This window comes from Gracilimonas mengyeensis (genome assembly GCF_900182705.1).
In the GTDB taxonomy this organism is placed as follows: domain Bacteria; phylum Bacteroidota; class Rhodothermia; order Balneolales; family Balneolaceae; genus Gracilimonas; species Gracilimonas mengyeensis.
The window spans coordinates 98,158-122,422 of record NZ_FXTP01000007.1 but is presented as its reverse complement, the minus strand read 5'-3'; the positions used below and the strand labels follow the sequence as shown (position 1 = coordinate 122,422).

General features: G+C 44.6%; 20 protein-coding genes. 7 read left to right on the top strand and 13 right to left on the bottom strand.

Features of this window, described 5'->3' with window-relative positions; all coding sequences use genetic code 11:
• Window positions 1-155 precede the first annotated feature (155 nt).
• On the top strand, window positions 156-2,282 hold the full coding sequence (locus FN815_RS09330) for an elongation factor G (protein ID WP_142454361.1): 2,127 nt from the start codon (window positions 156-158) through the stop codon (window positions 2,280-2,282).
• Window positions 2,283-2,384: 102 nt separating this feature from the next.
• Here the strand turns inward: FN815_RS09330 and FN815_RS09325 are convergent, their stop codons facing one another.
• The 11 genes from FN815_RS09325 to FN815_RS09275 all read right to left on the bottom strand — a co-directional run bounded on the left by FN815_RS09325 (window position 2,385) and on the right by FN815_RS09275 (window position 12,867).
• Entirely contained in the window at window positions 2,385-2,924 is a 540-nt protein-coding gene (locus tag FN815_RS09325; RefSeq protein WP_185957238.1) for an SPOR domain-containing protein, read from the bottom strand.
• Complete coding sequence (locus FN815_RS09320) at window positions 2,924-3,793, bottom strand: aldehyde dehydrogenase family protein (RefSeq protein WP_142454359.1); 870 nt, start codon at window positions 3,791-3,793, stop codon at window positions 2,924-2,926. The genes FN815_RS09325 and FN815_RS09320 overlap by 1 nt, the downstream gene beginning before the upstream one ends.
• Window positions 3,794-3,890: 97 nt before the next feature.
• Window positions 3,891-5,393 (bottom strand): aldehyde dehydrogenase family protein, encoded by a 1,503-nt coding sequence (locus FN815_RS09315; protein ID WP_142454358.1) that lies wholly within the window; start codon window positions 5,391-5,393, stop codon window positions 3,891-3,893.
• A 337-nt stretch (window positions 5,394-5,730) separates the two neighbouring features.
• Window positions 5,731-6,630: a deoxyribose-phosphate aldolase gene (gene deoC, locus FN815_RS09310; protein ID WP_142454357.1), complete on the bottom strand. Its 900-nt coding sequence runs from the start codon at window positions 6,628-6,630 to the stop codon at window positions 5,731-5,733.
• 83 nt (window positions 6,631-6,713) lie between these two features.
• A complete protein-coding gene (locus FN815_RS09305) occupies window positions 6,714-7,199 on the bottom strand; it encodes a PH domain-containing protein (protein WP_142454356.1) in 486 nt (161 codons plus the stop codon).
• An 83-nt stretch (window positions 7,200-7,282) separates the two neighbouring features.
• Window positions 7,283-7,837, bottom strand: a complete 555-nt coding sequence (locus FN815_RS09300) for a hypothetical protein (RefSeq protein WP_142454355.1) — start codon at window positions 7,835-7,837, stop codon at window positions 7,283-7,285.
• Between the two features lie 9 nt (window positions 7,838-7,846).
• A complete protein-coding gene (locus tag FN815_RS09295; RefSeq protein WP_142454354.1) occupies window positions 7,847-8,485 on the bottom strand; it encodes a hypothetical protein in 639 nt (212 codons plus the stop codon).
• 5 nt (window positions 8,486-8,490) lie between these two features.
• Window positions 8,491-8,799 carry a hypothetical protein gene (locus tag FN815_RS09290; protein ID WP_142454353.1) on the bottom strand — a complete coding sequence of 103 codons (309 nt, stop codon included), beginning with the start codon at window positions 8,797-8,799 and terminating at the stop codon, window positions 8,491-8,493.
• A gap of 17 nt (window positions 8,800-8,816) precedes the next feature.
• Entirely contained in the window at window positions 8,817-9,458 is a 642-nt protein-coding gene (locus FN815_RS09285) for a hypothetical protein (RefSeq protein ID WP_142454352.1), read from the bottom strand.
• Between the two features lie 306 nt (window positions 9,459-9,764).
• Window positions 9,765-11,810 carry a S9 family peptidase gene (locus FN815_RS09280; RefSeq protein WP_142454351.1) on the bottom strand — a complete coding sequence of 682 codons (2,046 nt, stop codon included), beginning with the start codon at window positions 11,808-11,810 and terminating at the stop codon, window positions 9,765-9,767.
• Window positions 11,811-12,366: 556 nt separating this feature from the next.
• On the bottom strand, window positions 12,367-12,867 hold the full coding sequence (locus FN815_RS09275) for a TspO/MBR family protein (RefSeq protein WP_246075219.1): 501 nt from the start codon (window positions 12,865-12,867) through the stop codon (window positions 12,367-12,369).
• A gap of 360 nt (window positions 12,868-13,227) precedes the next feature.
• Here FN815_RS09275 and FN815_RS09270 point away from each other — a divergent pair, with 360 nt between their 5' ends.
• The 4 genes from FN815_RS09270 to FN815_RS09255 all read left to right on the top strand — a co-directional run bounded on the left by FN815_RS09270 (window position 13,228) and on the right by FN815_RS09255 (window position 17,893).
• Window positions 13,228-13,701 carry a single-stranded DNA-binding protein gene (locus tag FN815_RS09270; protein ID WP_142454350.1) on the top strand — a complete coding sequence of 158 codons (474 nt, stop codon included), beginning with the start codon at window positions 13,228-13,230 and terminating at the stop codon, window positions 13,699-13,701.
• A gap of 203 nt (window positions 13,702-13,904) precedes the next feature.
• Window positions 13,905-15,287 carry a hemolysin family protein gene (locus FN815_RS09265; protein ID WP_142454349.1) on the top strand — a complete coding sequence of 461 codons (1,383 nt, stop codon included), beginning with the start codon at window positions 13,905-13,907 and terminating at the stop codon, window positions 15,285-15,287.
• 3 nt (window positions 15,288-15,290) lie between these two features.
• A complete protein-coding gene (gene murB, locus FN815_RS09260) occupies window positions 15,291-16,328 on the top strand; it encodes a UDP-N-acetylmuramate dehydrogenase (protein ID WP_142454348.1) in 1,038 nt (345 codons plus the stop codon).
• 74 nt (window positions 16,329-16,402) lie between these two features.
• Window positions 16,403-17,893, top strand: coding sequence for a M48 family metalloprotease (locus FN815_RS09255; protein WP_142454347.1), 1,491 nt, complete (start codon window positions 16,403-16,405; stop codon window positions 17,891-17,893).
• A gap of 1,059 nt (window positions 17,894-18,952) precedes the next feature.
• On the opposite strand, the gene FN815_RS09250 is transcribed toward FN815_RS09255, so the two are convergent.
• Window positions 18,953-19,645 (bottom strand): TorF family putative porin, encoded by a 693-nt coding sequence (locus FN815_RS09250; protein WP_142454346.1) that lies wholly within the window; start codon window positions 19,643-19,645, stop codon window positions 18,953-18,955.
• Window positions 19,646-19,975: 330 nt separating this feature from the next.
• Complete coding sequence (locus FN815_RS09245) at window positions 19,976-21,388, bottom strand: ammonium transporter (protein WP_142454345.1); 1,413 nt, start codon at window positions 21,386-21,388, stop codon at window positions 19,976-19,978.
• 296 nt (window positions 21,389-21,684) lie between these two features.
• Between FN815_RS09245 and purB the strand changes: the two genes are divergently transcribed.
• Window positions 21,685-22,980: an adenylosuccinate lyase gene (purB, locus tag FN815_RS09240; protein ID WP_142454344.1), complete on the top strand. Its 1,296-nt coding sequence runs from the start codon at window positions 21,685-21,687 to the stop codon at window positions 22,978-22,980.
• A 173-nt stretch (window positions 22,981-23,153) separates the two neighbouring features.
• A complete protein-coding gene (locus FN815_RS09235) occupies window positions 23,154-24,155 on the top strand; it encodes a TIGR00341 family protein (protein ID WP_142454343.1) in 1,002 nt (333 codons plus the stop codon).
• Window positions 24,156-24,265 lie beyond the last annotated feature (110 nt).

Below are 24,265 nucleotides of genomic sequence, written 5' to 3'. Positions count from 1 at the left end.
GTACAGTTCATTGAAATCATGGCGCGAGCAGTAAGCGCTTTTTTGAAGTTAAAACCATACGTAACATTATGCCACTTATGCACGGAACCCTAAATATATGATTAAAATTTCGTGTCATTACGTAAAGGTGGCAATCCAAAAAAATGGAGTCTCCTATGAAAGTATACAATCCCACCCGCATTCGTAATGTAGTTCTGCTGGGGCATTCCGGCTCCGGAAAAACAACGTTGGCCGAAACGATGCTTTTCGAAGCCGGAGCTATAAACCGCCGAGGTTCGGTAGAGGAAAAAAATACGGTTTCTGATTATCATGATTTAGAAAAAGAGAAACAGAAATCGATCTATTCTTCTTTTTTAAACCTTGACTGGAGGGGCCATAAAATCAATCTCATTGACACCCCGGGCACCTCGGATTATATCGGGGAAGTAGCTGGAGCCGTTCGGATTGCCGACACGGCTATTTTTGTATTGAACGCTGAACAGGGCGTGGAGACAGCTACCAATTCGCTGTGGAAATACGTGCAGAAGTATACCGTTCCTTCCATGTTTGTGGTGAATAAGCTGGATACCGATCAGTCGGACTTCTGGAAAACGGTGGATGAGGCCCGCGAGCAATTTGGTCGGGAAGTTACCGTGGTTCAGTTTCCTTATAGTGAGGGCTCTGACTTCCATGCTATTATTGATGTGTTGCGTATGACCATGTACGAATTCCCTGAGGGTGGCGGAAAACCAGACAAGCTTCCGATCCCGGATTCACTGAAACCCCAGGCCGAAAAACTTCACCAGGAACTGGTTGAGACGATTGCTGAAAACGACGAAACCCTGATGGATATTTATTTTGAACAGGGCGAGCTGGATGAAGAACAGATGGAAAAGGGATTACATATTTCATTGGTAAATGGCCAGATCTTTCCACTGTTTTGCTCTTGTGCCTCACTTAATATGGGTACAGGCCGTGTGATGGGCTTTTTGGATGATGTTGCGCCTAATCCATTACAAGGCAATCCGCCTAAAACGCAAGAAGGGGAAGTCTTTGAATTGGATCCAGATGGCAAGCCGGTGATGTTTCTTTTCAAAACCCACTCGGAATCTCATGTTGGGGATTTGATTTACTTTAAAGTGTATAACGGTTCGGTTCAACCAGGAATGGATTTGGTGAACAGTTCTAATTCCAGCTCAGTCCGGCTTGGTAACTTATTCCTTACTGAAGGCCACAAACGCATTGAAATCAATGAAATAAAAACCGGTGATATCGGTGCGGTGGTTAAACTGAAAGACAGTGAAGTCAACGATACCCTTCATGAAAAAGGAGATGATGTAAAACTGGAAGGCATCGAGTTTCCGCCAACCACTATCCGCACCGCGGTAAAACTTACCAAAGAAGGCGATGAGGATAAGCTGGGCCATGCTTTGCACCAGATTCATCGCGAAGACCCCTCTGTGGTTATCGAACATAGCCAAGAGTTACGACAGGTGATCATTCACGGTCAGGGTGAAGAACATCTCAGTGTGATAGAAGATCAGCTTGAGAATCGTTTTAACCTGGATGTGGAATTCATTACCCCAAAAATACCTTATCGGGAAACCATTACTTCGTCGGTTCGCACGCAGTATAAGCACAAAAAACAATCGGGTGGTGCCGGACAGTTTGCCGAGGTGCAGTTGCTTATTGAGCCTCTTAAAGAAAACATGGACACTCCGGATGACTTAAAAGTCCGGGATGTGCAGGAGATTGAGCTTGACTGGGGCGGAAAACTTGTTTTCCAAAACTGTATTGTCGGTGGTGTGATTGACAACCGCTTCATGCCGGCTATCATAAAAGGCATCATGGAAAAAATGGAAAATGGTCCAATGAGTGGATGCCGCGCCCGCGATATCCGCGTTTCTGTATATGACGGATCTATGCACTCTGTTGACTCTAACGAAGCAGCCTTTAAGACCGCAGCCCGAATGGCCTTTAAGGATGGTTTTATGAAAGCCAAACCACAGCTGATGGAGCCGGTATATGAAATCGAAGTCACCGTACCTTCTGATTACATGGGCGACGTGATGAGCGATTTGAGTACCCGCCGCGGACAGATTCAGGGCATGGATGGGGAAGGATCTATTCAGAAGATCAAAGCCTTCGTACCACTGGAAGAACTCGATCACTATTCAACACGCCTTAAGTCAATGACGCAGGGTAGTGCCAGTTATACACGTGAGTTTGCTCATTATGCGCAAGTTCCGCATGATGTGCAGGAAAGAGTAGTGAAAGAAAACCTGGAGCTGGAGGAAGCATAAGAACATTGAATATCAAACACTGAATATTCAATTAAGAACTAAACGCGGCCTTTTGAGCCGCGTTTTTTTTATAGTAAACAAGTGGTTCAGGTAGAAATAAATTTACTGGGTTGAAATCCGGATGCTGTCTGCCGGAACTTTTTCCGGGGTCACACGATCATAGACTACCCAGGCATCTTCATATATTTTTTTGATCATGTTGGATAGGGCCAATGCACGGTCCCGGTCATGAAAATCACCTACATGGACCCTGTAATAGGGCGTTCGGAAAAAGACATATGTTTCTGGCTGGTAGCCGGTAAAGGTAGAGTCGGCCCACTGTCGAAACTTTGCTGCGACCATATCAGCCCGTGAAACTTCTTCACCAGAGTAAATTTGGACGCGATAGCCTTCGTAAAGATCCCTTTCTTGCTGTTGTGTTCGAATGCGCTGGAAATTCTGTGGGATGACATTCTCCCGGTTCGCGTATGTATCAGAGAGGCGGCTGCGATAATCTGAGAGGTAAGAGTTCTCTTCCTCAGATATAGTGTATTCTTCCTGAGGACCTTTCTGGTCGTCAGAGACAGTTTTCTCAGAAGCAGAACAACCTGCAATTCCAATCAACAAAAAAGTAGAAAGTACTAGGTATTTAAAATAGTTCATTAAAATCCTACGGGGTGCCATGTGGTTTTAGTTTCCTGGAAATCGGTGACGAAATAAGGCGACTGTGCCTCTTCATCATACCAATCATCCACCGGACGTTTTACAATACGCTTAACGTTAAGCGATGCATTCTCGTCTATGGTCTTCTTCATCTCTTTAGGAAGATCATCGGTGTAACACATAGCATTTACATCCATATGGGAGCTAAAATGTTCCGCTAATTCTTCACGGAATCCGGTAAGAATGTTAACCACGCCTCCGGGCACGTCCGAGGAGTTCAGTACTTCTGCGAAACTGATGGCCGGCAGGGGATATTCTTCAGATGCCAACACGATGCAGGTATTACCGCCAGCGATGATAGGCGCAATCACCGAAACCAAACCCAGCAGCGGACTATTTTCCGGTGCGAAAGCGGCTACCACACCTGTTGGTTCCAGCATACTAAAGTTGAAGTGGGAACTGGCCACGGGATTCACTGAACCAAAAACTTGCTGGTATTTATCAGTCCATCCGGCATAATAAATCAACCGGTCGATGGCGGCATTAATATCGGCTTCTGCTTCGGCCGTAGTAAAGCCAATGGGTCCGAGCTCTTTCATAAATTGATCGCGACGGTCTTCCAGCATCTCGGCAATGCGGTATAAGATTTGTCCCCGGTTGTAGGCACTGCGGCTGCTCCAGCCATCAAAAGCACCACGAGCAATTTTTACGGCATCCCGGAAATCTTTGCGAGAACCCTGGCAGGCGTTGGCCAGCAGGTTACCTTCTGAATCGAGGGCTTTATACGTTCTTCCCGATTCCGTCCGCGGAAAATTACCGCCGATGTACATTTTGTAAGTCTTTCTAACGTCAATTCTTTCTTCAGCCATTTTCGGTATTGGTTAATGGTGTAATGGTTAATAGGGGACTGGTTGTTTTATGAGAACAGTTCACCAATTACTATTAACCATTAACTAATTTCTAAGATTAATTTTTGATGTATGCAGCCAGTCCGTGCATTCCGCCCTCGCGTCCTACGCCACTTTCTTTGTAGCCGCCAAAGGGGGAAGTGGGATCAAATTTGTTGTAAGTATTGGCCCAAACCACTCCTGATCGCATCTTGCTTCCCATCTTAAAGATCTTGGAGCCTTTGTCAGTCCATACGCCGTTGGCAAGTCCGTAGGGTGTGTTGTTGGCCTTTTCGATGCCTTCGTCCGCAGTTCTGAAGGTTTGAACGGTGAGAACAGGGCCGAAAATCTCTTCCTGCACCACACGGTTGGATTGCGACACATTGGTAAACAGGGTAGGACGAATGAAATATCCGTTTTCGGGGATATCGCATTTGGCTTGATAGATGTCCGCGCCTTCATCCACGCCCATCTCCAGGTATTTATTTACCGTTTCAAATTGTTCTTTGGAGTTGATGGCGCCGATGTCGGTATTCTTGTCCAGCGGATCGCCAACAATCATAGTCTCCAAACGGTCTTTCAGCTTTTGGATCACTTTATCAGCCACACCTTCCTGTACCAGCAGTCGGGATCCGGCACAACAAACATGCCCCTGGTTGAAATAAATAGCGTTGATAATGCCTTCTACGGCTTGGTCGATAGGCGCATCTTCAAAAATAACCAGTGCGCCTTTGCCACCCAGTTCCAGGGTGTATTTCTTATCCGTACCGGCCAGTGATTTTTGGATAATTTTACCCACGTTGGTGGAGCCGGTGAAAGCCACTTTATCGATATCTTTATGGTTCACAATTTCAGAACCAGTTTGTCCGGCACCGGTTACGATGTTAATCACTCCATCCGGCAATCCACAATCTTTTACCAGTTCTGCAAACTTGAGAGCGGTTAGAGAAGTGGTTTCTGCCGGTTTCAGTACCACGGTATTTCCGGTAGCCAGAGCAGGCGCAATTTTCCAGGCCAACATCAGCAGCGGAAAGTTCCAGGGGATGATTTGCCCGCATACGCCATAAGGTTCTGGCTTCTTACCGGGAAAAGCATATTCCAGCTTGTCGGCCCAGCCGGCGTAGTAAAAGAAATAAGCGGCAACCAACGGGATGTCTACATCGCGGGATTCGCGGATGGGTTTTCCGCCGTCCATACTTTCAAGCACGGCAAACTCCCGAGCCCGCTCCTGCAACATGCGGGCAATGCGGTACAAGTACTTGCCACGCTCTTTACCTGACATACTTGACCATTCACCTTCATAGGCTTTCCGGGCAGCTTTCACCGCTTTATCAACATCTTTCTGGGTAGCCTCGGCAAATTCGGTGATTTCCTCTTCGGTAGCCGGGTTCGTGCTTTTGAAATAACGACCTTTGGAAGGTTCAACAAATTTGCCTCCAATGAACAGGTCGTATTGTTCTTTTACTTCCGCAAAATCGGCATCCTGCGGGGCCGGTGCATATTCCCAAACCGACTGGAAATCCAGCTTGGAGTTGGGGGAAGTAGGTTTGTAGGCGGCTTCTTTGGTTTCGGTGTGGGACATAATGGTATGCTTAATTCAAATATTCTTTGTTGTGGGGTGATGGGGGACAAGTATCAAACATAGTGCCTTTGGGGACATTTACCCACCCCTTAATCCCCGCCCGAGCGGGGAAATTATTGGCCGGTAGTGAATTGTCGTGATTGATAGTAAGCGTTGGTGTCTGCTTTAAAGAACTAAATTCACCAAAACGTTTCCTCTCCTGGGAGAGGATTAAGGAGAGGGTGGATGTGGGGGAAGTCTGTGATGTAGATTGCGACATAACCCACCTCTTAATCTCCTCCCAAGAGGAGAAATTTCTTCCAGTATTAGTATGTATTTGGCTTATTGTATACATCAATTAATCATTGCTAAAATAATCCAGCGACTGGTAGTGGCCGGTTTGTTGCTTCACGATTTGCATCAGGATATCGTTGGTGAGGGAGCTGGCGCCAAAGCGGAAATAATCTTTATTCAGCCAGGCAGCACCCAGGGTTTCTTTCACTATAACCAGGTATTGGATAGCTTGTTTCGCCGTGCGGATACCCCCGGCCGGTTTCATGCCGATCATCTTGTCGGTTTCATAGTAAAAGTCACGGATGGCTTCCAGCATCACAAGGGTAACGGGCTGGGTGGCGGCAGGACTTACCTTTCCGGTAGAGGTTTTGATGAAATCAGCCCCTGCATGCATGGCGATATCGCTGGCCTTGCGTACATTCTCGAGGGTGTGGAGCTCGCCGGTTTCCAAAATCACTTTCAGATGCGCTTCGCCACAGGCTTCCTTGATGGCAGCAATCTCATCAAACACGAGTTGGTACTCACCATTTAAAAAGGCCCCGCGACTGATGACCATATCAATTTCATCAGCACCTTCATCTACGGCAAATTTGGTTTCTTCAATACGCTGGGAAAGGGGAGACTGTCCGCTGGGAAATGAAGTTGCCACACTGGCCACATTGATATCGGTGTCTTTGAGTTCATTTTTTGCCACGCTCACCATCCGTGGATACACGCAAACAGCAGCTACCGTAGGCAAATCCGGCATCGCGGGATGGGGCTGACGGGCTTTTTTGCAAAGCTGTATCACTTTTCCGGGCGAATCTTTTCCTTCCAGTGTGGTATGATCAATCATACTCAGCGCCATCTTTAGCGCCTGTACTTTAGATTCTTTTTTGATGCTTCGGGAATTGAGCCGTGCCACTCGTTCTTTCACACCAATTTCATCAATAGGTATGGTCTGATTAAAATCAGGGTATTTCATGCTGCGAATTTGTATTGAATAGTTTTCAGGAAGGTAAGAAAAGTTCAGGAAAAGCTAAGAAGATGAATCTTGTTTAGGACGGGCTATTGTTCTTGCTCTATTTGTTCCATTCTTTCTTTAATAGTTTCAACAAAGTCTTTAGGCTTCTCCGGTGAAAGGACGATTTGGTCGTCGTCTTGCGTTGTGACAACCACCGTACGCTTGCGGTGTGTGGCATAAGCTTTATAGCTGCCCAATACGCTGTTTTTGAAATAGCCGAGATAGCAAAACAGTCCGCCTACCCCAAAGGTGCGGATAGAACCCAACATGGCATTGGGAGTGTATTCAATTTTTTTGATGGAAGAGAACGACAGGTCTTTAGACCATCCCAATCTCAAAATCTTCAATTTTTCATTTTGGACGCTATATCCATAAACCCCGAAAGCAGCAGTACCTAAAATGATTCCCCAAGTGATGAGCGTAGTTATTAGACCAGGAGTTGCATAGTTGATCCCAATTAATACCGCTATCACTATCACGGTGAGCGAAGTAAGTAAAAGATCCCAAGGTGCTCTGAATTGTTTTTTCATGACGGATGGTCTTTGAATGAAAACACAAGGTTATACCTGTGGTGGTATTTGTCAAATGAAAAGCTCTCGTAATACCAGCTGTTTTATTTCATCCCTTCTATAACAAGAATAAGCCGGATTCCGGTCATTGGGTTTTTGATATTCAGGTTTCCCTGGAACTCTAACCCCAAACCTAATTCCATGACGGGCGTAAAGATGGCCTGGGCGTTAACTGCTAACCCCGGGGTATAAATCCGGTTAGTTTTTCTATTTCCGGGTTGATTTTCTTCAACCATAACGATAGAAGGACCTCCGGCCACAGAAACCCTGCTCCATCGGTCATGTTTTGAGATTCCTCGTCCTACGTGCAAAGCGGCTGCACCTTCATTTCCGAATATGGGGCTGTTTCCAAAAATGCCGACCTGCCAAAAACGTGTACTCCCCACATTGATGGAAAGTGAAAAGGCCAGATAGTTTCCAAGATTTTTGGAACCGTTGAGGTCTTTGCCGAATCCAAGAGTCCACCATCCGTTGTCTGTGAACTCCGGGTCTTTATCTTCTTTTGCAACAGTTTCTTCAGTTTGGGCAAAAGAGTGTTCAAAAAAACTCAAGCTGCAAAGTATCCCGACAAAAAATACTTTCAGGATGGCTGCTCTCATCAAACCCTCTTAGTTAAGATTCCAGGACATCCCAATCTGCGGGGAAACAACGACATGCCGCAGGCTAAAATCATCCACATTGCGGCCATTGGCATGATGGAAAAGGAATTCGGTCCACCGGGCAGCCACGCTTCCGAAAAGTACACCCTGTCCACCATTAAAAGTCGCAAAATCAGTTTTAACCTTCCCCGATAAACCGAAGCCTAAACTTAGTAGTCGATCGTTTTTAATATTGATTCTTTCATACAGCAGTGTGCGGTATTGTGGGGTGAAATTTATACCTGTCAGCAATTCTGTTTTCTGACCAATGCTATGCACATAAAAAGCCTCTATGGGAATGGTTTGATAGCGGAGAAGGACTTCGTAGTTGGGTTGAACTGGTCCTATATTAGTCCGAATCTTAAATATAGTAGATTTACCTTGTAAGTAGCTTAATGAAAAACTGAGAGGCTGATTTTTTATCTGCTTATCAAAAGAAATAGTTCCTCCGAACACCCAATTGGTTTGTTTATTTTTGGATGTGGGTTGATCATTATTGATTACGTTGTATCCCGGAAAGAGAGATACACTGAACTGGTGCTGAGCATTAAGTGGTTGATATATTAGGCTCATCACCCCAAACAGAATAAATATAAGAGAGACTTTCATAGCGGCTAATAATTATTGGTTGGCTTGGAATACACCAGCGTTCCTGCATGGCTCAATGTATCTGTTTTAACATGATAGGTATAGATTCCATAGGGCAGAGGCTTGCCCTTTTTGTCCTCCATTTTAATAGCAAAAGAATATGGGCCTTTCTGCAAATACCTATTGACTACTGTTTTAACCTTTGTTTGATAAGCATTCTCAACCCAGGCATGTACATGGCCATCTTCAGGTAGGGTTATGCGTAAATGAGTAGTGCCTGGGTCTTCTTTGGTAGAAACCGAATTGGAACAAGCCTGCAGTAAGAGCAGGCTCATTAGGATCAGGCTCAGTCTCATTGCTGCTCTCCCGGAATAAATTCCTGCAAATCTACATTTATATATGAGGACAGGGTTAAGGTGGAATCATCTTCCGTTCTAAAATAGGCACCTTGCCAATGAATAAATCCAAGCTCAGGGGATATGAGCCGGTTAAACTCATACTCTTGATCAAATTTAAATCTCCTTTCTCCTGATATGACATAATCATATACGACGGAGTATCGGTTTGCAACTACGTTAAAGGTTTCATTAGCATCTTCTCCTTCATAAATATTCAGCCAGGCTGCTTTTCCAGTATCGATATAGCGGGTTTCGTTTTGATCGGGTTCGGTTTTGAACAACAGCAAGTTGTCGCTGGCTGTCTCAGCTCCGCGGTATTTGTAATAGCCCTGTTCAAGATTGGCGGCATATCCACCAAAGAAATCCTGGATACGGGGATTTTTAGAGTGTAGTTCATACCAGGTGGTTGCTCCGATTAAAGTGTCGCCGATAACAGTTAGGGTATCTGTTTTAAGCTCGTCATCAGTTTCAATATCAAAAACCCAGCTGTTACCAATGGCAAGTGGAATGGGAGGGGACGGTTGATCGGAGTTGGAGTCGGTTGAACAAGCGGTAATAGAAAAGATAGCAAGAAGGGATAGAGTGACGTATCGCATGGTCTTTTAGGTTTAGTTAAAAGTGTAGTAGCGATTATACGTCTATATAAATTTCTCCCTAATTCTTTGTTCGCAGGGAAGTTGTGGCTTAATTGTCTTTAATGCAAATAAAAAAACCATCACCCGGAAAAATCGAATGATGGATATGTAAAAAGACGGTTAATGTAGGTTGTAATACTGCCACAGATATTAGTAAATATGCTGTTAGGATTGAACAGATTGCGAGGACAGAGCTCCCATTCGGTCGCTGCAGTCCTCGCAATGACATATCCTTTATAGATTTATCAACACCTTATTCGTCAATAGCTAGTTCTTATACTTCTCAAACCAGGCGAGAATGTATCCTACTTTACGAAATAGGTTGCTGGGCTTGGAAGCAATGCCGTGACCGGAGCCTGCTATGCGAACCATGGTGGCATCTACGCCTTGCAGTTTGAGGGCGGCATAATATTGCTCGGTTTCACTCATAGGCGTTCGGTAATCCTGCTGGCCGGTGAGCAGCATGGTTGGAGTAGTAACATTGCCAACCAAAGAGATGGGCGAACGCTCGAGATATTGCTCGGGATCGTCCCAGGGTTTTTCAGTGAACCAGTATTTGCTGTAGTAAGGAGAGCCGTCTGCAGTAAGTACGAAACTGTACCAGTTGATTACCGGCTTGGCTACCACGGCCGCAGCAAAGCGATCGGTTTTGCCAATGGCCCAGGCCGAGAGTACTCCGCCACCGCTTCCCCCGGTGATGAATAAATTGTCCTCATCAATATAACCCTGATCAATCACGTAATCGGTAGCATCCATTAGATCGTTGTGATCTTCGCTGGGGTAATTATGATTGATGTAGGCCGCAAATTCTTTTCCGTAACTGGTACTGCCGCGCGGGTTCGTATACACCACTACATAGCCACGACTGGCCATCAGCTGTAATTCTGGGGTAAATTGGGGACCGTAGGCAGTATGCGGGCCGCCATGAATTTCCAGGATCATGGGATATTCTTTATTAGGATCAAAATCCGGCGGGGTAATGATCCATCCCTGTACGCGGAAATCATCTACTGAAGAATCCACCCAAAACTCTTTCACCTTTCCAAGTTTCTTGGATTTCAGAAGCTGTCCGTTTAAGTCGGTGAGTGTTCGATTGGCCATGCGGGTAGGGAAATGTCCGGCTGCCAGTTCAGAGGGTTGGGCAGGGGAACCCACGGTAAAAGCGAATCGGCCATTGTCAGCTACAGAATAAGAACCACCGCTATACGGGCGACCAATAGTAGAACTGGAAAGATTGGAGGCAATTTCGGTATAATCTCCGTTTAGTTTGATATTGCCCACTTTAGCCACGCCTTCTTCCGTATATCTAAAAAAGAGCGATTTGCTATCACTGGCCCAGGTAACCGAAGAAATATCATTGGCTACATCCCCGGAAATATTACGGAGGTCAGAACCGTCACGATTCATGATATATAAATCGGTGAGTTGATAGCCCAGGAATTCGTCTTTATAACCGGTATAAGCAATAAGCTCACCATCAGGAGAAATAACAGGATTGCTATGCGGGCCACGCTTATCGGTGATTTGCTCCATTTCACCGGTCTCTATATTCATCTCATAAATTTGCTCATTGTTTGGATCGAGATCGGCATTTCCAGAGCGATCGGCGGTAAAAAGAATGTGTTTGCCATCGGGCGCCCAGGTGGGATCGCCGTAGTTGTAATCCCCGGAAGTAAGCTGTCGGGGGGCACCGCCATCGGCAGAAATCACAAATAGGTGACGATAGCCGTCGTCTACATAACCGCCGCCATCTCTGCGATATACGGCCTTATCAATTACGGTAGCAGATTCTTCCCATTTTGCTCCACTGGGCGGAGCTGGAAGCTGAGGCTTTACGGTTGTTGAAGCTCCGGGGACAAACTTGGAAAAAAGCAGCATACTGCCATCGGGCGACCAGCTCAGGCTGCCCGGACTTTCCGTCAGGTTGGTAATGGAGGTGGAAACGCCGGTATCCATCCAGCGGATAAAAATTTGATTGGAACCTTCTTCACTGGAAGTGTAAGCCAGTTTTTTGCCATCAGGAGACCATGCTACGTTTCCATAACCGCTTTTTCCAGAGGTGAGTGGGACATGATTTTCACCCGTGAAAGAAATACTCCATAGGTTGACGAACCTCCGGTCGGTCATCGGATCAAACTGGTGGCGTTGATAGATAATCGTGTTACCATCCGGGGAGATTTCAGGATTGGCAACCAGTTGAAGTTCAAAGACGTCCATATAATCGAAATAGGAATCGTCCACTTGGGCTGCGGCTGGGATACTGAGGAGCATCCATGCAAATGCGAGAGTAGAAAAGAATCGTTTAAGCTGCATAGGGTAAAAGTTTAGGTTGAGGGAAGATGTGTTGAAGGTACTTGAGCCAAAGATGTAAATTTGTAAAAGTACATTTATAAGTTTTCGGTGTGGAAATATTTTTGGCCTGATTTTTTTACAGCCAGTTGTTTCCTTTCGGTTGCCTTTGGCTCAAATGCCTTACTAAATATTGGGAGGTTTAGTCTAACGGCCACAAGCGAGACGCTTGCGGCAGGCTTGGTAGATAATATATCCTTAAAAATTTTACTATAGCCCACGGATTCATCCGTGGGTTTATGGGATCATAGAGAGAAAATCTGAGCCTAAATAGGCTATTGGGATAAACTGATTACCGAAGATTGGGCTATAAATTTTTTAAAGATACTACCAAATCATTGAGAAGCGTCCTCGGAACCGGTTTACTGTTAAAGCTATTTAGCCTCGGACTTATAAGGCATGTTCTCTTTTTCCCACGGATAAACCCGTGGGCTATGGTTGTATTATTTCCAGCCAACGGTTTTCCAAATGGAGAATGGAGCTTGTTGGCTAACTTGTTTTATTCACCAATTCTGTCGCTTTAATTCAACCAATAAATAGAGAAAGTGAGTACTGAGGCGAAAGAAACCCATAGCAAGTAGGGAATCAGCAGCCAGGCGGTCCAGGCTTTAAGTTCGCTGAAGCGTTTAATCGTAATCAGTATGGCAAGCAAGAGAAATAGTATTTCAATAAAAGCCAGCAATGGACTCTGAAAACCAAAAAACAGGAAGGACCAAATCCCATTGAGCGCCAGCTGAATGCCAAAGATAGACAAGGCGTGTTTGACGGCTTTATGCTGAAAACCAACTTGCCAGATGCCCGCCGCTGCTACTCCCATCAGCGTGTAAAGTGTAGTCCAGACCGGACCAAAGAGCCAGTTCGGTGGATTGAAAACAGGCTTCTGTAATTGTGAATACCATCCCTCGATGGCGGGAAGAGTAACCGAACTTGCCAGCAAGCCCACCAGGTTACAAACAATAATACCGAGGACGATTTTAAGCCAATATGGGATTTTCAAGACAGGAAAAATATAAATAATCAAATTTCTATTTCGAGGTCAATATAAAAATCTGAAGATTGCTTGAACAGTTTCTTTTGCTCTTTGGAGGATGGGGATTTAAAAGAACTATAGAACTTTAAGGCAATTGAAGTAGGGGTGATTTTCAACGAACAGTCGCACATTGAAGTCGAAACCTACAATTCACTACAAAATATTTTTAAGAAATTTAGTTTGGAATTTATTTTAGTAAGACTAAAAATAATAAACGTTTATTATTCTTAATGAGAACAATAAAGAGCTCTATGAATCTCCAAGAAGAAATTTTTTTGAAATAAATTTGTAAGGAATCCGAGTGAGCTAACTCTTACATTATAAAGAAACAATAAAAAAACACGATACGATATGAGCTCACTGAATAAAGCAATGATCATAGGAAATCTGGGACAAGACCCGGAAGTACGATACACTCAATCTAATACCGCTGTGGCTACGTTAAGCATCGCTACCAGCGAGCGGTTCAAGGATAGCAATGGGGAATACCAGGAACGTACCGAATGGCACCGCGTGGTAGCCTGGGGCAGAACAGCTGAAGTTTGCCAGCAGTATCTCACTAAAGGCTCCAAAGTGTATATTGAAGGTCCTATCCAAACCCGCCAATGGGAAGACAAGGATGGGCAAAAACGATACACCACTGAAGTCAAGGCTTTGCGCATGATTATGTTGGATAGTGCCAGCGGAGGTCCACAAGGCCCACAAGGTGGAGGACAGCCACAACAGCAAAACAACAATCAAAATCAGCCGGCCAGTAAGCCCATGAGCAGTAATGTGGAACTGGACAGCAATTTTGATGATATGGATGACGATCTTCCATTCTAAATGTTGTTGAATATCAGTTTATAAAATGGTCTGGGGAATTTCCTCAGGCCTTTTTTATGGTATCTATAAAAAGAAAATGAAGCTTTTTTCTAAATAAGGGCCGATAACATCAAATATCCCTACTATCTGCATGAAAATGCTTTATTTTTATTCCATGGAAATGTATGTTCAATTTTTATTCAAACCTCAATAAACCCTGATAATTGGATACTTTAGAAGATCCTTTCAGTTTTGTGCAAGATACGTTGATGACCGCTGCCGGAGGCTTTGCTGAAACGGCCATCGATCCGGTGGTACTTACCATTGAATTGGTTTTTTTGTTTTTAGGGTTGGCTTTCTCAGCCATATTTTCTGGCTCAGAGGTGGCTCTCTTTTCTCTCTCAACGAGGATGGAAGATTTGAAGCAAGATCAGTCGGCCGGTTCCTCCGATGATCGCATTCTCAAAATGCTGGATAAACCACGCCGTTTATTAGCTACTATTCTAATCGGTAACACCTTTGCTAATATCATTGCATCGGTGCTTGCTGCTGTTATTACCGGGGATATTGTAGCCGCATACGGATTCTCAGAAGTGTTGGTTTTTGCTGTAGAGGTGATAGTGCTTACGTTCATGATTTTAATCCTGAGCGAAATCACCCCGAAGATTATTGCTATAAATAACCCGATTAAGGTATCACGCACCAACAGTGCATTTATCTATTCGCTTTTCATACTGCTGAAGCCTTTTGCCAAATTAATAGCCGATAGCACCATTAGCCTGGAACGGTATCTCCCCAAACCAGCCAGTAAAATGACCTCGGAAGACATTCGCACTATGGCCGAGGTTAGCGAACAGGAGGGGTCTATCAAAGAAGACGAGCGTGAAATCATCGAAAATGTGATTGGCTTTGGTAACATCAGCGTTCGGGAAATCATGACCTCCCGGGTAAACATAATTGCGGTGTCGCTGGATGAGTCGCTGCAGGATGTATTGGGCAAAATTCGTGAAAATGGCTTTTCCAGGATGCCCTTGTACGAGAACGATATTGATAACATAATTGGGGTGCTGTATGCCAAAGATGTGCTTCCATATTTGAATGCTGAAGAAGCCGAACCGACTTTAAACTGGAAGACGGTATCCCGTAAGGCCTTATTTATTCCTGCCACCAAGCGCCTGGATGACTTGCTTCGGGACTTTCAACAAGAGAAAACCCATATTGCCATTGTGGTGGATGAGTACGGTGGGACGGAAGGGATCGTGACGATGGACGATATCCTGGAAGAAATTGTAGGGGACATTGCCGACGATTCCGGAGAAGAAGTATCCCTCTATACCCGCTTTAAAAGTGGTATTTATATTTTTGATGCCCGGGTGGATCTCGACGATATGGAAGAAATCCTGGACACGGAAATCACCACCGATGAAGACGAATTCGAAACCCTTGGTGGGCTTATCTATCATCTCACCGAAAGCTTGCCTTTGGTAGGGGAACGTATCACCTATAAGAACATGGAACTCACCGTGCACTCGGTGAAGAACAATCGTATTCGTAAGGTGCGGGTTAAAGTGAATTATCCCCAAGAAACAGAATCCGGTTCCGAATAAGCTATGAATAGTGATTTTCAGATCCGGGAGCATGTTGATTTATCGCCTTATAATACGATGGGGCTGGCGGCCAAAGCCCGTTATTTTATTTCTCTGAAATCAGTTGATCAGTTAAAGGAGTTTATTGCTGATAAAATTTGGCAGGAAAATCAACGCTGGATTTTAGGCGGTGGAAGTAATGTACTTTTTATTGATGATTTTGATGGCCTGGTAGTACATGTGGATATACCCGGTAAAGAAGTAGTTCAAGAGAGTGATGATCTGGTGCTGTTGAAAGCCGGCGCAGGTGAGAACTGGCATGAGCTGGTGATGTTTTGCGTGGATAAAGGCTGGGGCGGAATAGAGAATCTGTCCCTGATTCCTGGATCAGTGGGAGCAGCTCCTATACAAAACATTGGCGCTTATGGTACAGAACTGGTAGATGTGTTTCATGTACTGGAAGCAGTAAATGTTGAAACCGGTGAAATACACACCTTCACTAAGAATGAGTGCAAGTTTGGTTATCGCGACAGCATTTTTAAGCAGGAAGCGCGTGGCAAGTATGTGGTGGTTTCCGTAACGCTTCGCCTTCAGAAAGATCCACAAATAAATACTGTTTACAAGGCTTTGTCGGAGGCACTGGAAAGTAAAGGTATTTCCACTCCAACTATAAAAGATGTCAGCGATACCGTGATTGAAATTCGTCGCAGTAAGTTGCCGGATCCTGCAGAAATTGGGAATACAGGTAGCTTTTTTAAAAATCCGGTTATTTCAGAATCGATCTTCGATGAATTAAAGGAACGCTTCCCGGATATCCCTCATTATTCAGTTGAATCAGGCGCTAAGATTCCGGCTGCATGGCTTATCGATCAATGTGGCTGGAAAGGCAAGCGTTTTGGTGATGCTGGCGTTCACAAAATGCAGGCATTAGTCATTGTGAATTACGGCGAAGCAACCGGTTCGGAAATCTGGAGCCTGGCGCAACGAATTCAGGCCTCTGTTGAAGATAAATTCGGTATTTCACTGGTACCTGAAGTAAATGTGGTTGGAAAAACAGCATAAACAGGAAACATTCCAGCTTGTTTTTTACTACCATACATTGTGTTTAGGGTTAATTCTAATCTAATGTGGAAGCTATGAAATTAAGGTCACGATACGTTTCTTTTGTTTTATTAATTGCAGTGTTGATTAATAGCTGTGTTTCGCTTGAGGTTAACCCCGTTTCAGGGAACAAGCGGGCGTTTGGATACAGCTGGGAAGAGGAAGAAAAGATAGGTGCCCAGTCTGATAAGGAAATTACGGCTCAGTACGGCGTTTATGAGAATGAGGAACTCAGCAATTATGTCTCAGCTCTGGGACAAGAAATGCTGGAGGTAAGTCACCTAAGGCGAGAAGATACCCCCAAGAAGTTCCGGGAAACAGAATTTACTTTTCGTGTGCTGGATAGCCCGGTGGTGAATGCTTTTGCTTTGCCGGGCGGGTATGTGTATGTAACCCGGGGACTGCTTGCACATTTGAATAATGAAGCACAGCTAGCTGTTGTAATAGGGCACGAGATTGGCCACGTGGCTGCCCGGCATGCTTCCCAGCGGGCCGTTGAACAGCAGGTTGGTCAGCTGGCAGTGATTGGTGGAGCGGTGTTAGGTGAATCGCTTGGGTATGATGGACAAAGTATCCTGCAGCTCAGCAGCCAAACAGCTCAGCTCATGTTTTTGAAGTACGGGCGTGATGATGAACGTGAATCGGATGCTTTGGGTGTTGAATATGCAGCTATGCAAAATTATGAAGCGGCAGAAGGTGCTGACTTCTTTACTTCCTTAGAACGTATTTCAGAACAACAGGGCGGGGGCATTCCAACCTTGCTTTCCAGTCACCCCGATCCAGGGGAGCGTGAGCAAACGATCCCTCAATTAGCAGAAAAATGGAGAGAAAAGGGATACGAACAGACCATTGAGGATAAAGACGAATACCTGAACATGATTGAAGGGATTATGTACGGGCAGAACCCCAGGGAAGGCTTTGAACGCGATGGTACCTTCTATCATCCCGAACTGGCTTTTCAATTTCCGGTTCCAGCAGGCTTTCAGGTTATAAACCAGCCTTCGGCAGTTATCTTAGTGAATGAAGCCCAGGATGTAATTACCCAGTTTGCCATCGATTCCGAAAATAGTTCACCGGAAAGTTCAGTACAGCAGTTTTTGGCTCAGGAAGGCATTACCGTAATGGAAGAGGGTAGTAGTGACATCAACAATCTGAATGCATACCAGGCAGTAGCCAGTGCAAGCGGACAAAACGGGAATGAACTACAGTTGTTGATAAGCGCTATATCCTATGATGGAAATATTTATCGCTTCCTGAGTTATACCACTGCCTCACAGTTTGAAGAGTACAACGATGCCTTTTTGGAAATAGCCGGTGGATTTGACTCACTTCACGACGAATCTATCCTCAATGTTCAACCGGTTCGCCTGCAGATCAGAGCAGCAAACAGAACGGCGGCGTTTTCTTCCTTCATACCCAACAACCTGCCGATGAATATTACCGCCGAAGACATTGCTATTATTAACCAGGTACATATGGATGATACTATTGAAGAGGGCACAAGGATAAAAATCCCGGTGCAATAAGATTTTCTGCTATTAAGACTATAGCCCTATCCTTCGGTTCAGCCGAAACAGGCAGGCAATGATTTCTTGCAAATGAGCCGGGTGATGGTGTGGGCTAAAGGCTAGATGATTTATTCCAAGGTGCTTTCAGCCGATATTTCAGCCTTGATGCAACATTAATTGCTGATATGAGGGTTTCATTTCAGATGCCTCGTCTGATTGTTAAGTCTGATAAAGCCTGATAGTCTAAATTAAAGACAGACTTGAAGCCGTCAGTGTAAAACCGCCTAAGCGGGTGCAATCCTGGGGTGGCTTTTCAGCAATAAAGAACCCGAGGCTTTTTTGATATAGAGTCATGAATGTTTGTCTAGGGCTGGGCGAACAGGTAGCCTATTGAGGATTGGTTTATTGGTCCCAGCTGAGGGTGAAAAACCCTGCACTTTAGTATTCCGAAAAAATCTAAAGATTAAGATCATAGGGTCATTCTGAAGCTACCGCTGAAGAACCTTAGCCAAGAAATGATTGCTAACCAACCAATGGCAACAGCGCTTTAGCCACTGGAAATATAGTTTAGGAAATTGGTTAAAGATGCTCCGCAAAATGCAAGGTCCATCGTCCCGAGTAATTCGGGATGGATGACCGGGATGGTGGAGAAAAAGCGTGACTTTCAGTCTCCAACCAAACCCCTGCACTTTCAGTGCAGGTGGTTTTTTTGATCTCCGAAACCCCGGGTTGCGCCTGTTTGCTCCCCGCAAGCGGGGCCCCTGAACAAGCTTACCCGGGGCTATTAATGTTGGACCCTTTCAGGGTCTTCACAATTACTAAAACTGTCTGCTAATTATCCAACATCTACAGCAATAGGGAGGTTTATATCGAACTGAGGTTAGTTAGGTCATTCCTGAGAAGGCAGGAATCTTATTGTTGACGGTACATCAAAATAGAATTCTGACAGGGGCGAGCATATAAACGCTAATTTCTTTGGGATCTTTGCGCTTTAGCGGTTAAAAAAAGAAAGCCGGACAGCATCTCATGCTACCCGGCTTTGTCAGCTAAAAAGCCTTAACAGTATCTCATTTCACCTTAGAAAGAAAGTCCTGCCAGAATGTAGAATTGCTCTGAATCAGGGTTGTAGATTACGGCACCACTCAGCGGGATGCTGAAAGTGTCGGTAATCACTAATTCCTTACTGGTTCCCAGTCCAATGTTTACGAGGGCGAAATTGCCATCGGATGAGTGCCATCCATCACCGGCACCGATAAATAAGTCAGCGGCGCCAACAGTGTAGCCAGCTTCAAAGTAGATGTCTTCGCCAGCAGATCCAGCACCCGTGGCTTCGTTCAGAATAAAGTTACCAGCCAGAGATAGATTCTCGATTGAGTAGCCTACATTGATTTCAAAAGCATGGCTATCTTCGTCAGTCCAGGAAGTTCCGGGGTAGTAGTAATCTGTAAGACCTAAGCTTAAACCGAAGTCGAAGCTATAGCCGGCATAAAGATCCATTTCCTGAAACCCAAGGCTTCCGGTAGTCCCATCAATACCTTGAGATCCCCAGGCACCAATGGCAAAGCCGCCTTCACTTACTTCAACATACGGTTGCAGGGCAGGGCCCGAGAATGCAACACCTCGGAATACGTAGGTACTGTATAGATCAACACCGGTGGAAATTTCTTGTGCTTTGGCCGTTTCAGGGTTTAGTGAACTGATCAGAAAAGCTCCAACCAGAGCAAGTAAACCCGACTTAAGTAGTTTTGATATTTTCGTAGAAGTTTTCATAGTGATATACCTGTAAAATTGTTTAATGAGTGAGTTTTTCCCGCACCAATTCCTATGTATTGGTTATAAGCATAAGAGGGCGCGATTTTTATTAGTTGTGATCAGAGATGCTTGTACCTGTGTATCCCTGATATGTTTTTCGATGTGTGTTTAAGGTTCCATTCTCCAAAACTGATGGAAGAATGAGAAGAATAGGGTAATGGTATCGGTTAGTAGTTTTTAGCACTGTATTGTTTGTTGGTAGCAGAGGGGGAACCCTGCCTGTGTTAATAACAGCACAGGGCTACCCACTCGAATGCTACGTTTAAGTGCTAGCGATACCTATACCAACTAATCTGCGAATGCACCCAATTCTGAAGTTTTAACTGGAGAAAATTCCGGATATGCATGGCTCCCGTGTTCGGAAATATCCAGTCCATCGGATTCCACTTCTTTGGAGACACGAACGCCCATAATAGCTTTGATAGCTCCAAATACAGCCAGAGAGAATACAAAGGTAAAAGCTGCAATAGAGAGTGTTCCTAATACCTGAACACCAAAGCTCACGTCAGGAGAGAAAATTCCTACCGCAATGGTTCCCCAGATACCAACGACACCGTGAACAGAGATGGCTCCCACAGGATCGTCGATTTTAAGTTTATCAAACATAAGGATAGAAAATACTACGATAACTCCGGCAATGGCTCCAATAAATACGGCATCCATAATGCCAACAGCATCAGCACCAGCAGTAATACCTACCAAACCGGCTAAAATACCGTTGAGAGCCATAGGGGCATCCAGAGTTTTCATTACTATCTGAGTGGTAACCATGGCAGCAATTGCACCAGAGCAAGCAGCAAGAGCAGTAGTTACGAATACATAGGATACACCTACAGGATCAGCATTCAGTACAGAACCACCGTTAAATCCAAACCAGCCAAGGAAAAGAATAAATACACCTACTGTGGCAAGTGGAATGTTGTGGGCAGGGATACCATGGATTTTTCCACCTTCATATTTACCTGAACGGGGGCCTAACAAGAGTACGCAGGCAAGTCCGGCTGCGCCACCTACAGCATGTACAAGGGTAGAACCGGCAAAGTCATAGAAACCAAGTTCTGACAACCAGCCACCGCCCCAGTGCCAGCTACCGGTAACAGGGTAGCAGAAAGCAAGCAGTAACACGCCAAAGATCATAAAAGCCGGAAGCTTAATACGTCCGGTTACACAACCTGAAACAATGGTTGCAGCTGTTGCGGCAAACATAGCCTGGAAGATAAAGTCCGTCCAAATGGTCATGTCCAAGCCGTAAGCAGGGGTTAGCATACCTACCAGGTTAGAGGGGTCGAATCCAATGCCGAAACCTCCAAAGCCTAAGAACCCGTTAAAATCTCCGGGATACATTATCTGAAAACCTACCAAGGCATATAGAAGAATTCCTACGGTGAGGATAAAAACGTTCTTATAAATAACGTTCACCGCATTTTTAGCTTGGGTAAGTCCACTTTCTACTGTTGCAAAACCTAAGTGCATCATTAATACCATAAATGCGGCAATTAAAATCCAAAGGTTATTTACCGTAAAGATGATGTAATCGGTTGATGCCTCAAAGTCCTCCATGGAAGTATATTCATTTCCATTTGTTTGTATGAGTACCTCCGCATTTTCTGAAACATTTTCCACCGCTTCAGGAAATGCATAAGCCGTTGTGCCCAACATGAGTAACAGCACAGTTAGTATTATTCCGTATCGTAACTTCATTTTTTAAGTCTTTAGTTAAGGTTGAGTGAGTGAGCTTTAATGATTGATATTAAAGCCGTGACTAAAATAATTAGGATAAATCAATAATCAAATAAAATTAATTAAATTAAATACCCTTAATACTTTACTAAAAAAGCATTCACCTAAAATTCATAAAATTAAGTAATGGAATCGCTTCCATGTTTATTTAATAAGTTGCTGTGCAGTTAAATAATTGTTTGCTATTCCTTTTAAACCTCAACTTGAAAACCACTATCTTTGAGCGGAAATTTTGAAATCAATAAAATCTCTTATACATGATTGCGCGTTACTCCCGAAAAGAAATGTCTGATCTTTGGAATGATGAATCTCAGTTTCAGGCTTGGTTGGATGTTGAACTGGCTGCCTGCTGGGCCTGGGCTAAACTGGGTAAAATTCCTATGGAGGATGTAGATGCTTTGTATGAAAATGCAGGGTTTGACGTTGACCGAATTAAAGAAATTGAAGCAAAGACCCGTCACGATGTGGTGGCTTTTACGCGTGCGGTTTCTGAAACGCTGGGAGAGGAGAAAAAATGGGTACACTACGGACTTACTTCTACCGATGTAGTGGATACTGCCTGGGGCGTTCGCCTGAAAAAGGCTAACAAAATTATTTTAGGCGATCTTGAGCATATCATTAATGTTTTAGGTGAGAAAGCCAAAGAGCATAAATATACGGTGATGATGGGGCGAACTCACGGCATCCATGCTGAGCCTACCACTTTTGGCTTGAAGTGTGCCCTGTGGTATGCCGAGATGAACCGAAACCTGGAGCGTTTCAAAAAAGCAGCAACTGATGTAGAGTTTGGAAAACTGTCTGGATCAGTAGGTACTTTTGCCAATATCCCGCCGGAAGTAGAAGAATATACGTGCGAGAAACTTGGTCTGTCCCCGGCCCCCATATCAACCCAAACCCTGCAGCGCGATCGGCATGCCTATTACTTGTCTACGCTGGCATTGATTGGCTCTACGCTGGAGAAGATGGCCGTGGAAGTTCGCCATCTGCAGCGTAGCGAGTTACGGGAAGCGGAAGAGGCTTTCAGAAAAGGACAAAAGGGCTCTTCTTCAATGCCACATAAGCGGAATCCGGTGAGCTCTGAGAATATTTCGGGTTGTGCACGGGTGCTGCGGGGCTATATGGTGACATCTTTCGAAAACATCCCGCTATGGCATGAACGTGATATTTCCCATTCTTCAGCCGAACGTATCATTCTGCCTGATGCCACCACTTTGTTGGATTACATGTTGAACCGCTTTGCAAATGTGATTGAAAACCTGGTGGTGTTTGAGGATAATATGGAAGACAACATCTGGAAGACGCAGGGACTTGTGTTTTCCCAGCGATTGCTTCATAAACTCATCGACAAAGGCATGGCTCGTGAAAAGGCTTATGACACCGTACAGCCGCTTGCCATGAAATCCTGGGAAGAGCAGACCTTGTTTAAGCCTATTGTGGAGGCAGACGAAACTATTCAGAATGCCTTAAGTCAGGATGAGATTGATGATGCTTTTGACCTGGAACATCATACCCGGAACGTAGATCGCATTTTTAAGCGCGTAGGATTGGAATAAAGCAAGGTATAAGCTTGCAAGACTTAAAGATCCCTTTAGGGTTTTCTTGGTTTTTAATATACCCCATTCCTTTCATGGGATCTTTTCAAGTTATACTTGAAAAGCAAGAGCCATAAGAGGCTGTGCCTCTGGTTTTCTGCTGTTGACAAAATTTGCACCTATATATGTAAAGGATGGCATTACGACTTGTAAAGATATTACCGCCTGAAGGGTTTGAAGATTTCGAGAGCCTGATCAATGAGGAGGATATTGTTGATTCCTGGATTGATAAATCTGAAGATGGTGGAAAGACATCCATCAATCTTTTGGCTGACGTAGGACTTACCGAGAAAATTCTTGGAGAGCTTGAAACGAAATTTTCTGGTAAGGATGATTACAGAGTCATATTACTTCCCATATCGGCGACTTTGCCGTCACAATCAGATGAAGAGGAAGAAGAGAAGTCGGCTGATAAAGAGAATGATGAGAAGATCCATCGTATTTCAAGAGATGAGCTATATTCTGAGATTAATAAGATCAGTGACTTTTCATGGGTCTATCTTGTACTGATCGCATTATCGTGTGTGGTGGCAGCTAATGGATTAATCCGCGACAGCGCAGCCATGGTGATTGGGGCAATGGTAATTGCCCCCATTTTGGGTCCTAATGTTGGATTGGCACTGGCTACTACTTTGGGAGATAAATCACTTCTGAAACGGTCATTTAAATCCATCTTTTTTGGTTTTACGTTGGGGATCAGTCTTTCTTACCTCATGGGACTTCTTATTGATTTTAACCCAGAGGTATCACAAATCAACTCGAGAACGGTAGTGAGTTATGCTGATATCGCCTTGGGACTTGCAGCAGGAGTGGCTGGGTGTTTATCGTTTACCAGGGGAATCTCTGCGGCAGTTATTGGGGTGATGGTGGCGGTGGCCTTACTTCCTCCGATGGTGGCTACCGGCTTGTTGTTAGGTAGTGGAATGTACAAACTTGCGTACGGGGCCGGTTTGTTAACTCTGACGTATATCATCTGCATTAATTTAGCAGGCGTGGTTACTTTTTTGCTGCAGGGTATAAAACCGCACAGTTTTGTAGAACAAAGGGAAGGGGAGGAGTTGAGCCGCTATGCTATTTTTATTTGGGTTGCTCTGTTGATTGGTCTTTCAGTTATCATCTATTTTGAATTTTTGTAATCTTCTTGCTTTTAAGGCAAGGTACAACCTTGCATGGCTTGTGCTTTAGAGGTACAACCTCTAAAGATCTCTGGATGTTTTTTTGCTTGCTTTCACTATCAAATCCTGCC

What these genes read in the sequence shown, in the direction of transcription:
- FN815_RS09330 (WP_142454361.1), top strand. Translation starts at nt 156, where the DNA reads ATGAAAGTATACAATCCCACCCGCATTCGTAATGTAGTTCTGCTGGGG.
- FN815_RS09325 (WP_185957238.1), bottom strand. Translation starts at nt 2,924, where the DNA reads ATGAACTATTTTAAATACCTAGTACTTTCTACTTTTTTGTTGATTGGA.
- FN815_RS09320 (WP_142454359.1), bottom strand. Translation starts at nt 3,793, where the DNA reads ATGGCTGAAGAAAGAATTGACGTTAGAAAGACTTACAAAATGTACATC.
- FN815_RS09315 (WP_142454358.1), bottom strand. Translation starts at nt 5,393, where the DNA reads ATGTCCCACACCGAAACCAAAGAAGCCGCCTACAAACCTACTTCCCCC.
- deoC (WP_142454357.1), bottom strand. Translation starts at nt 6,630, where the DNA reads ATGAAATACCCTGATTTTAATCAGACCATACCTATTGATGAAATTGGT.
- FN815_RS09305 (WP_142454356.1), bottom strand. Translation starts at nt 7,199, where the DNA reads ATGAAAAAACAATTCAGAGCACCTTGGGATCTTTTACTTACTTCGCTC.
- FN815_RS09300 (WP_142454355.1), bottom strand. Translation starts at nt 7,837, where the DNA reads ATGAGAGCAGCCATCCTGAAAGTATTTTTTGTCGGGATACTTTGCAGC.
- FN815_RS09295 (WP_142454354.1), bottom strand. Translation starts at nt 8,485, where the DNA reads ATGAAAGTCTCTCTTATATTTATTCTGTTTGGGGTGATGAGCCTAATA.
- FN815_RS09290 (WP_142454353.1), bottom strand. Translation starts at nt 8,799, where the DNA reads ATGAGCCTGCTCTTACTGCAGGCTTGTTCCAATTCGGTTTCTACCAAA.
- FN815_RS09285 (WP_142454352.1), bottom strand. Translation starts at nt 9,458, where the DNA reads ATGCGATACGTCACTCTATCCCTTCTTGCTATCTTTTCTATTACCGCT.
- FN815_RS09280 (WP_142454351.1), bottom strand. Translation starts at nt 11,810, where the DNA reads ATGCAGCTTAAACGATTCTTTTCTACTCTCGCATTTGCATGGATGCTC.
- FN815_RS09270 (WP_142454350.1), top strand. Translation starts at nt 13,228, where the DNA reads ATGAGCTCACTGAATAAAGCAATGATCATAGGAAATCTGGGACAAGAC.
- murB (WP_142454348.1), top strand. Translation starts at nt 15,291, where the DNA reads ATGAATAGTGATTTTCAGATCCGGGAGCATGTTGATTTATCGCCTTAT.
- FN815_RS09255 (WP_142454347.1), top strand. Translation starts at nt 16,403, where the DNA reads ATGAAATTAAGGTCACGATACGTTTCTTTTGTTTTATTAATTGCAGTG.
- FN815_RS09250 (WP_142454346.1), bottom strand. Translation starts at nt 19,645, where the DNA reads ATGAAAACTTCTACGAAAATATCAAAACTACTTAAGTCGGGTTTACTT.
- FN815_RS09245 (WP_142454345.1), bottom strand. Translation starts at nt 21,388, where the DNA reads ATGAAGTTACGATACGGAATAATACTAACTGTGCTGTTACTCATGTTG.
- purB (WP_142454344.1), top strand. Translation starts at nt 21,685, where the DNA reads ATGATTGCGCGTTACTCCCGAAAAGAAATGTCTGATCTTTGGAATGAT.
- FN815_RS09235 (WP_142454343.1), top strand. Translation starts at nt 23,154, where the DNA reads ATGGCATTACGACTTGTAAAGATATTACCGCCTGAAGGGTTTGAAGAT.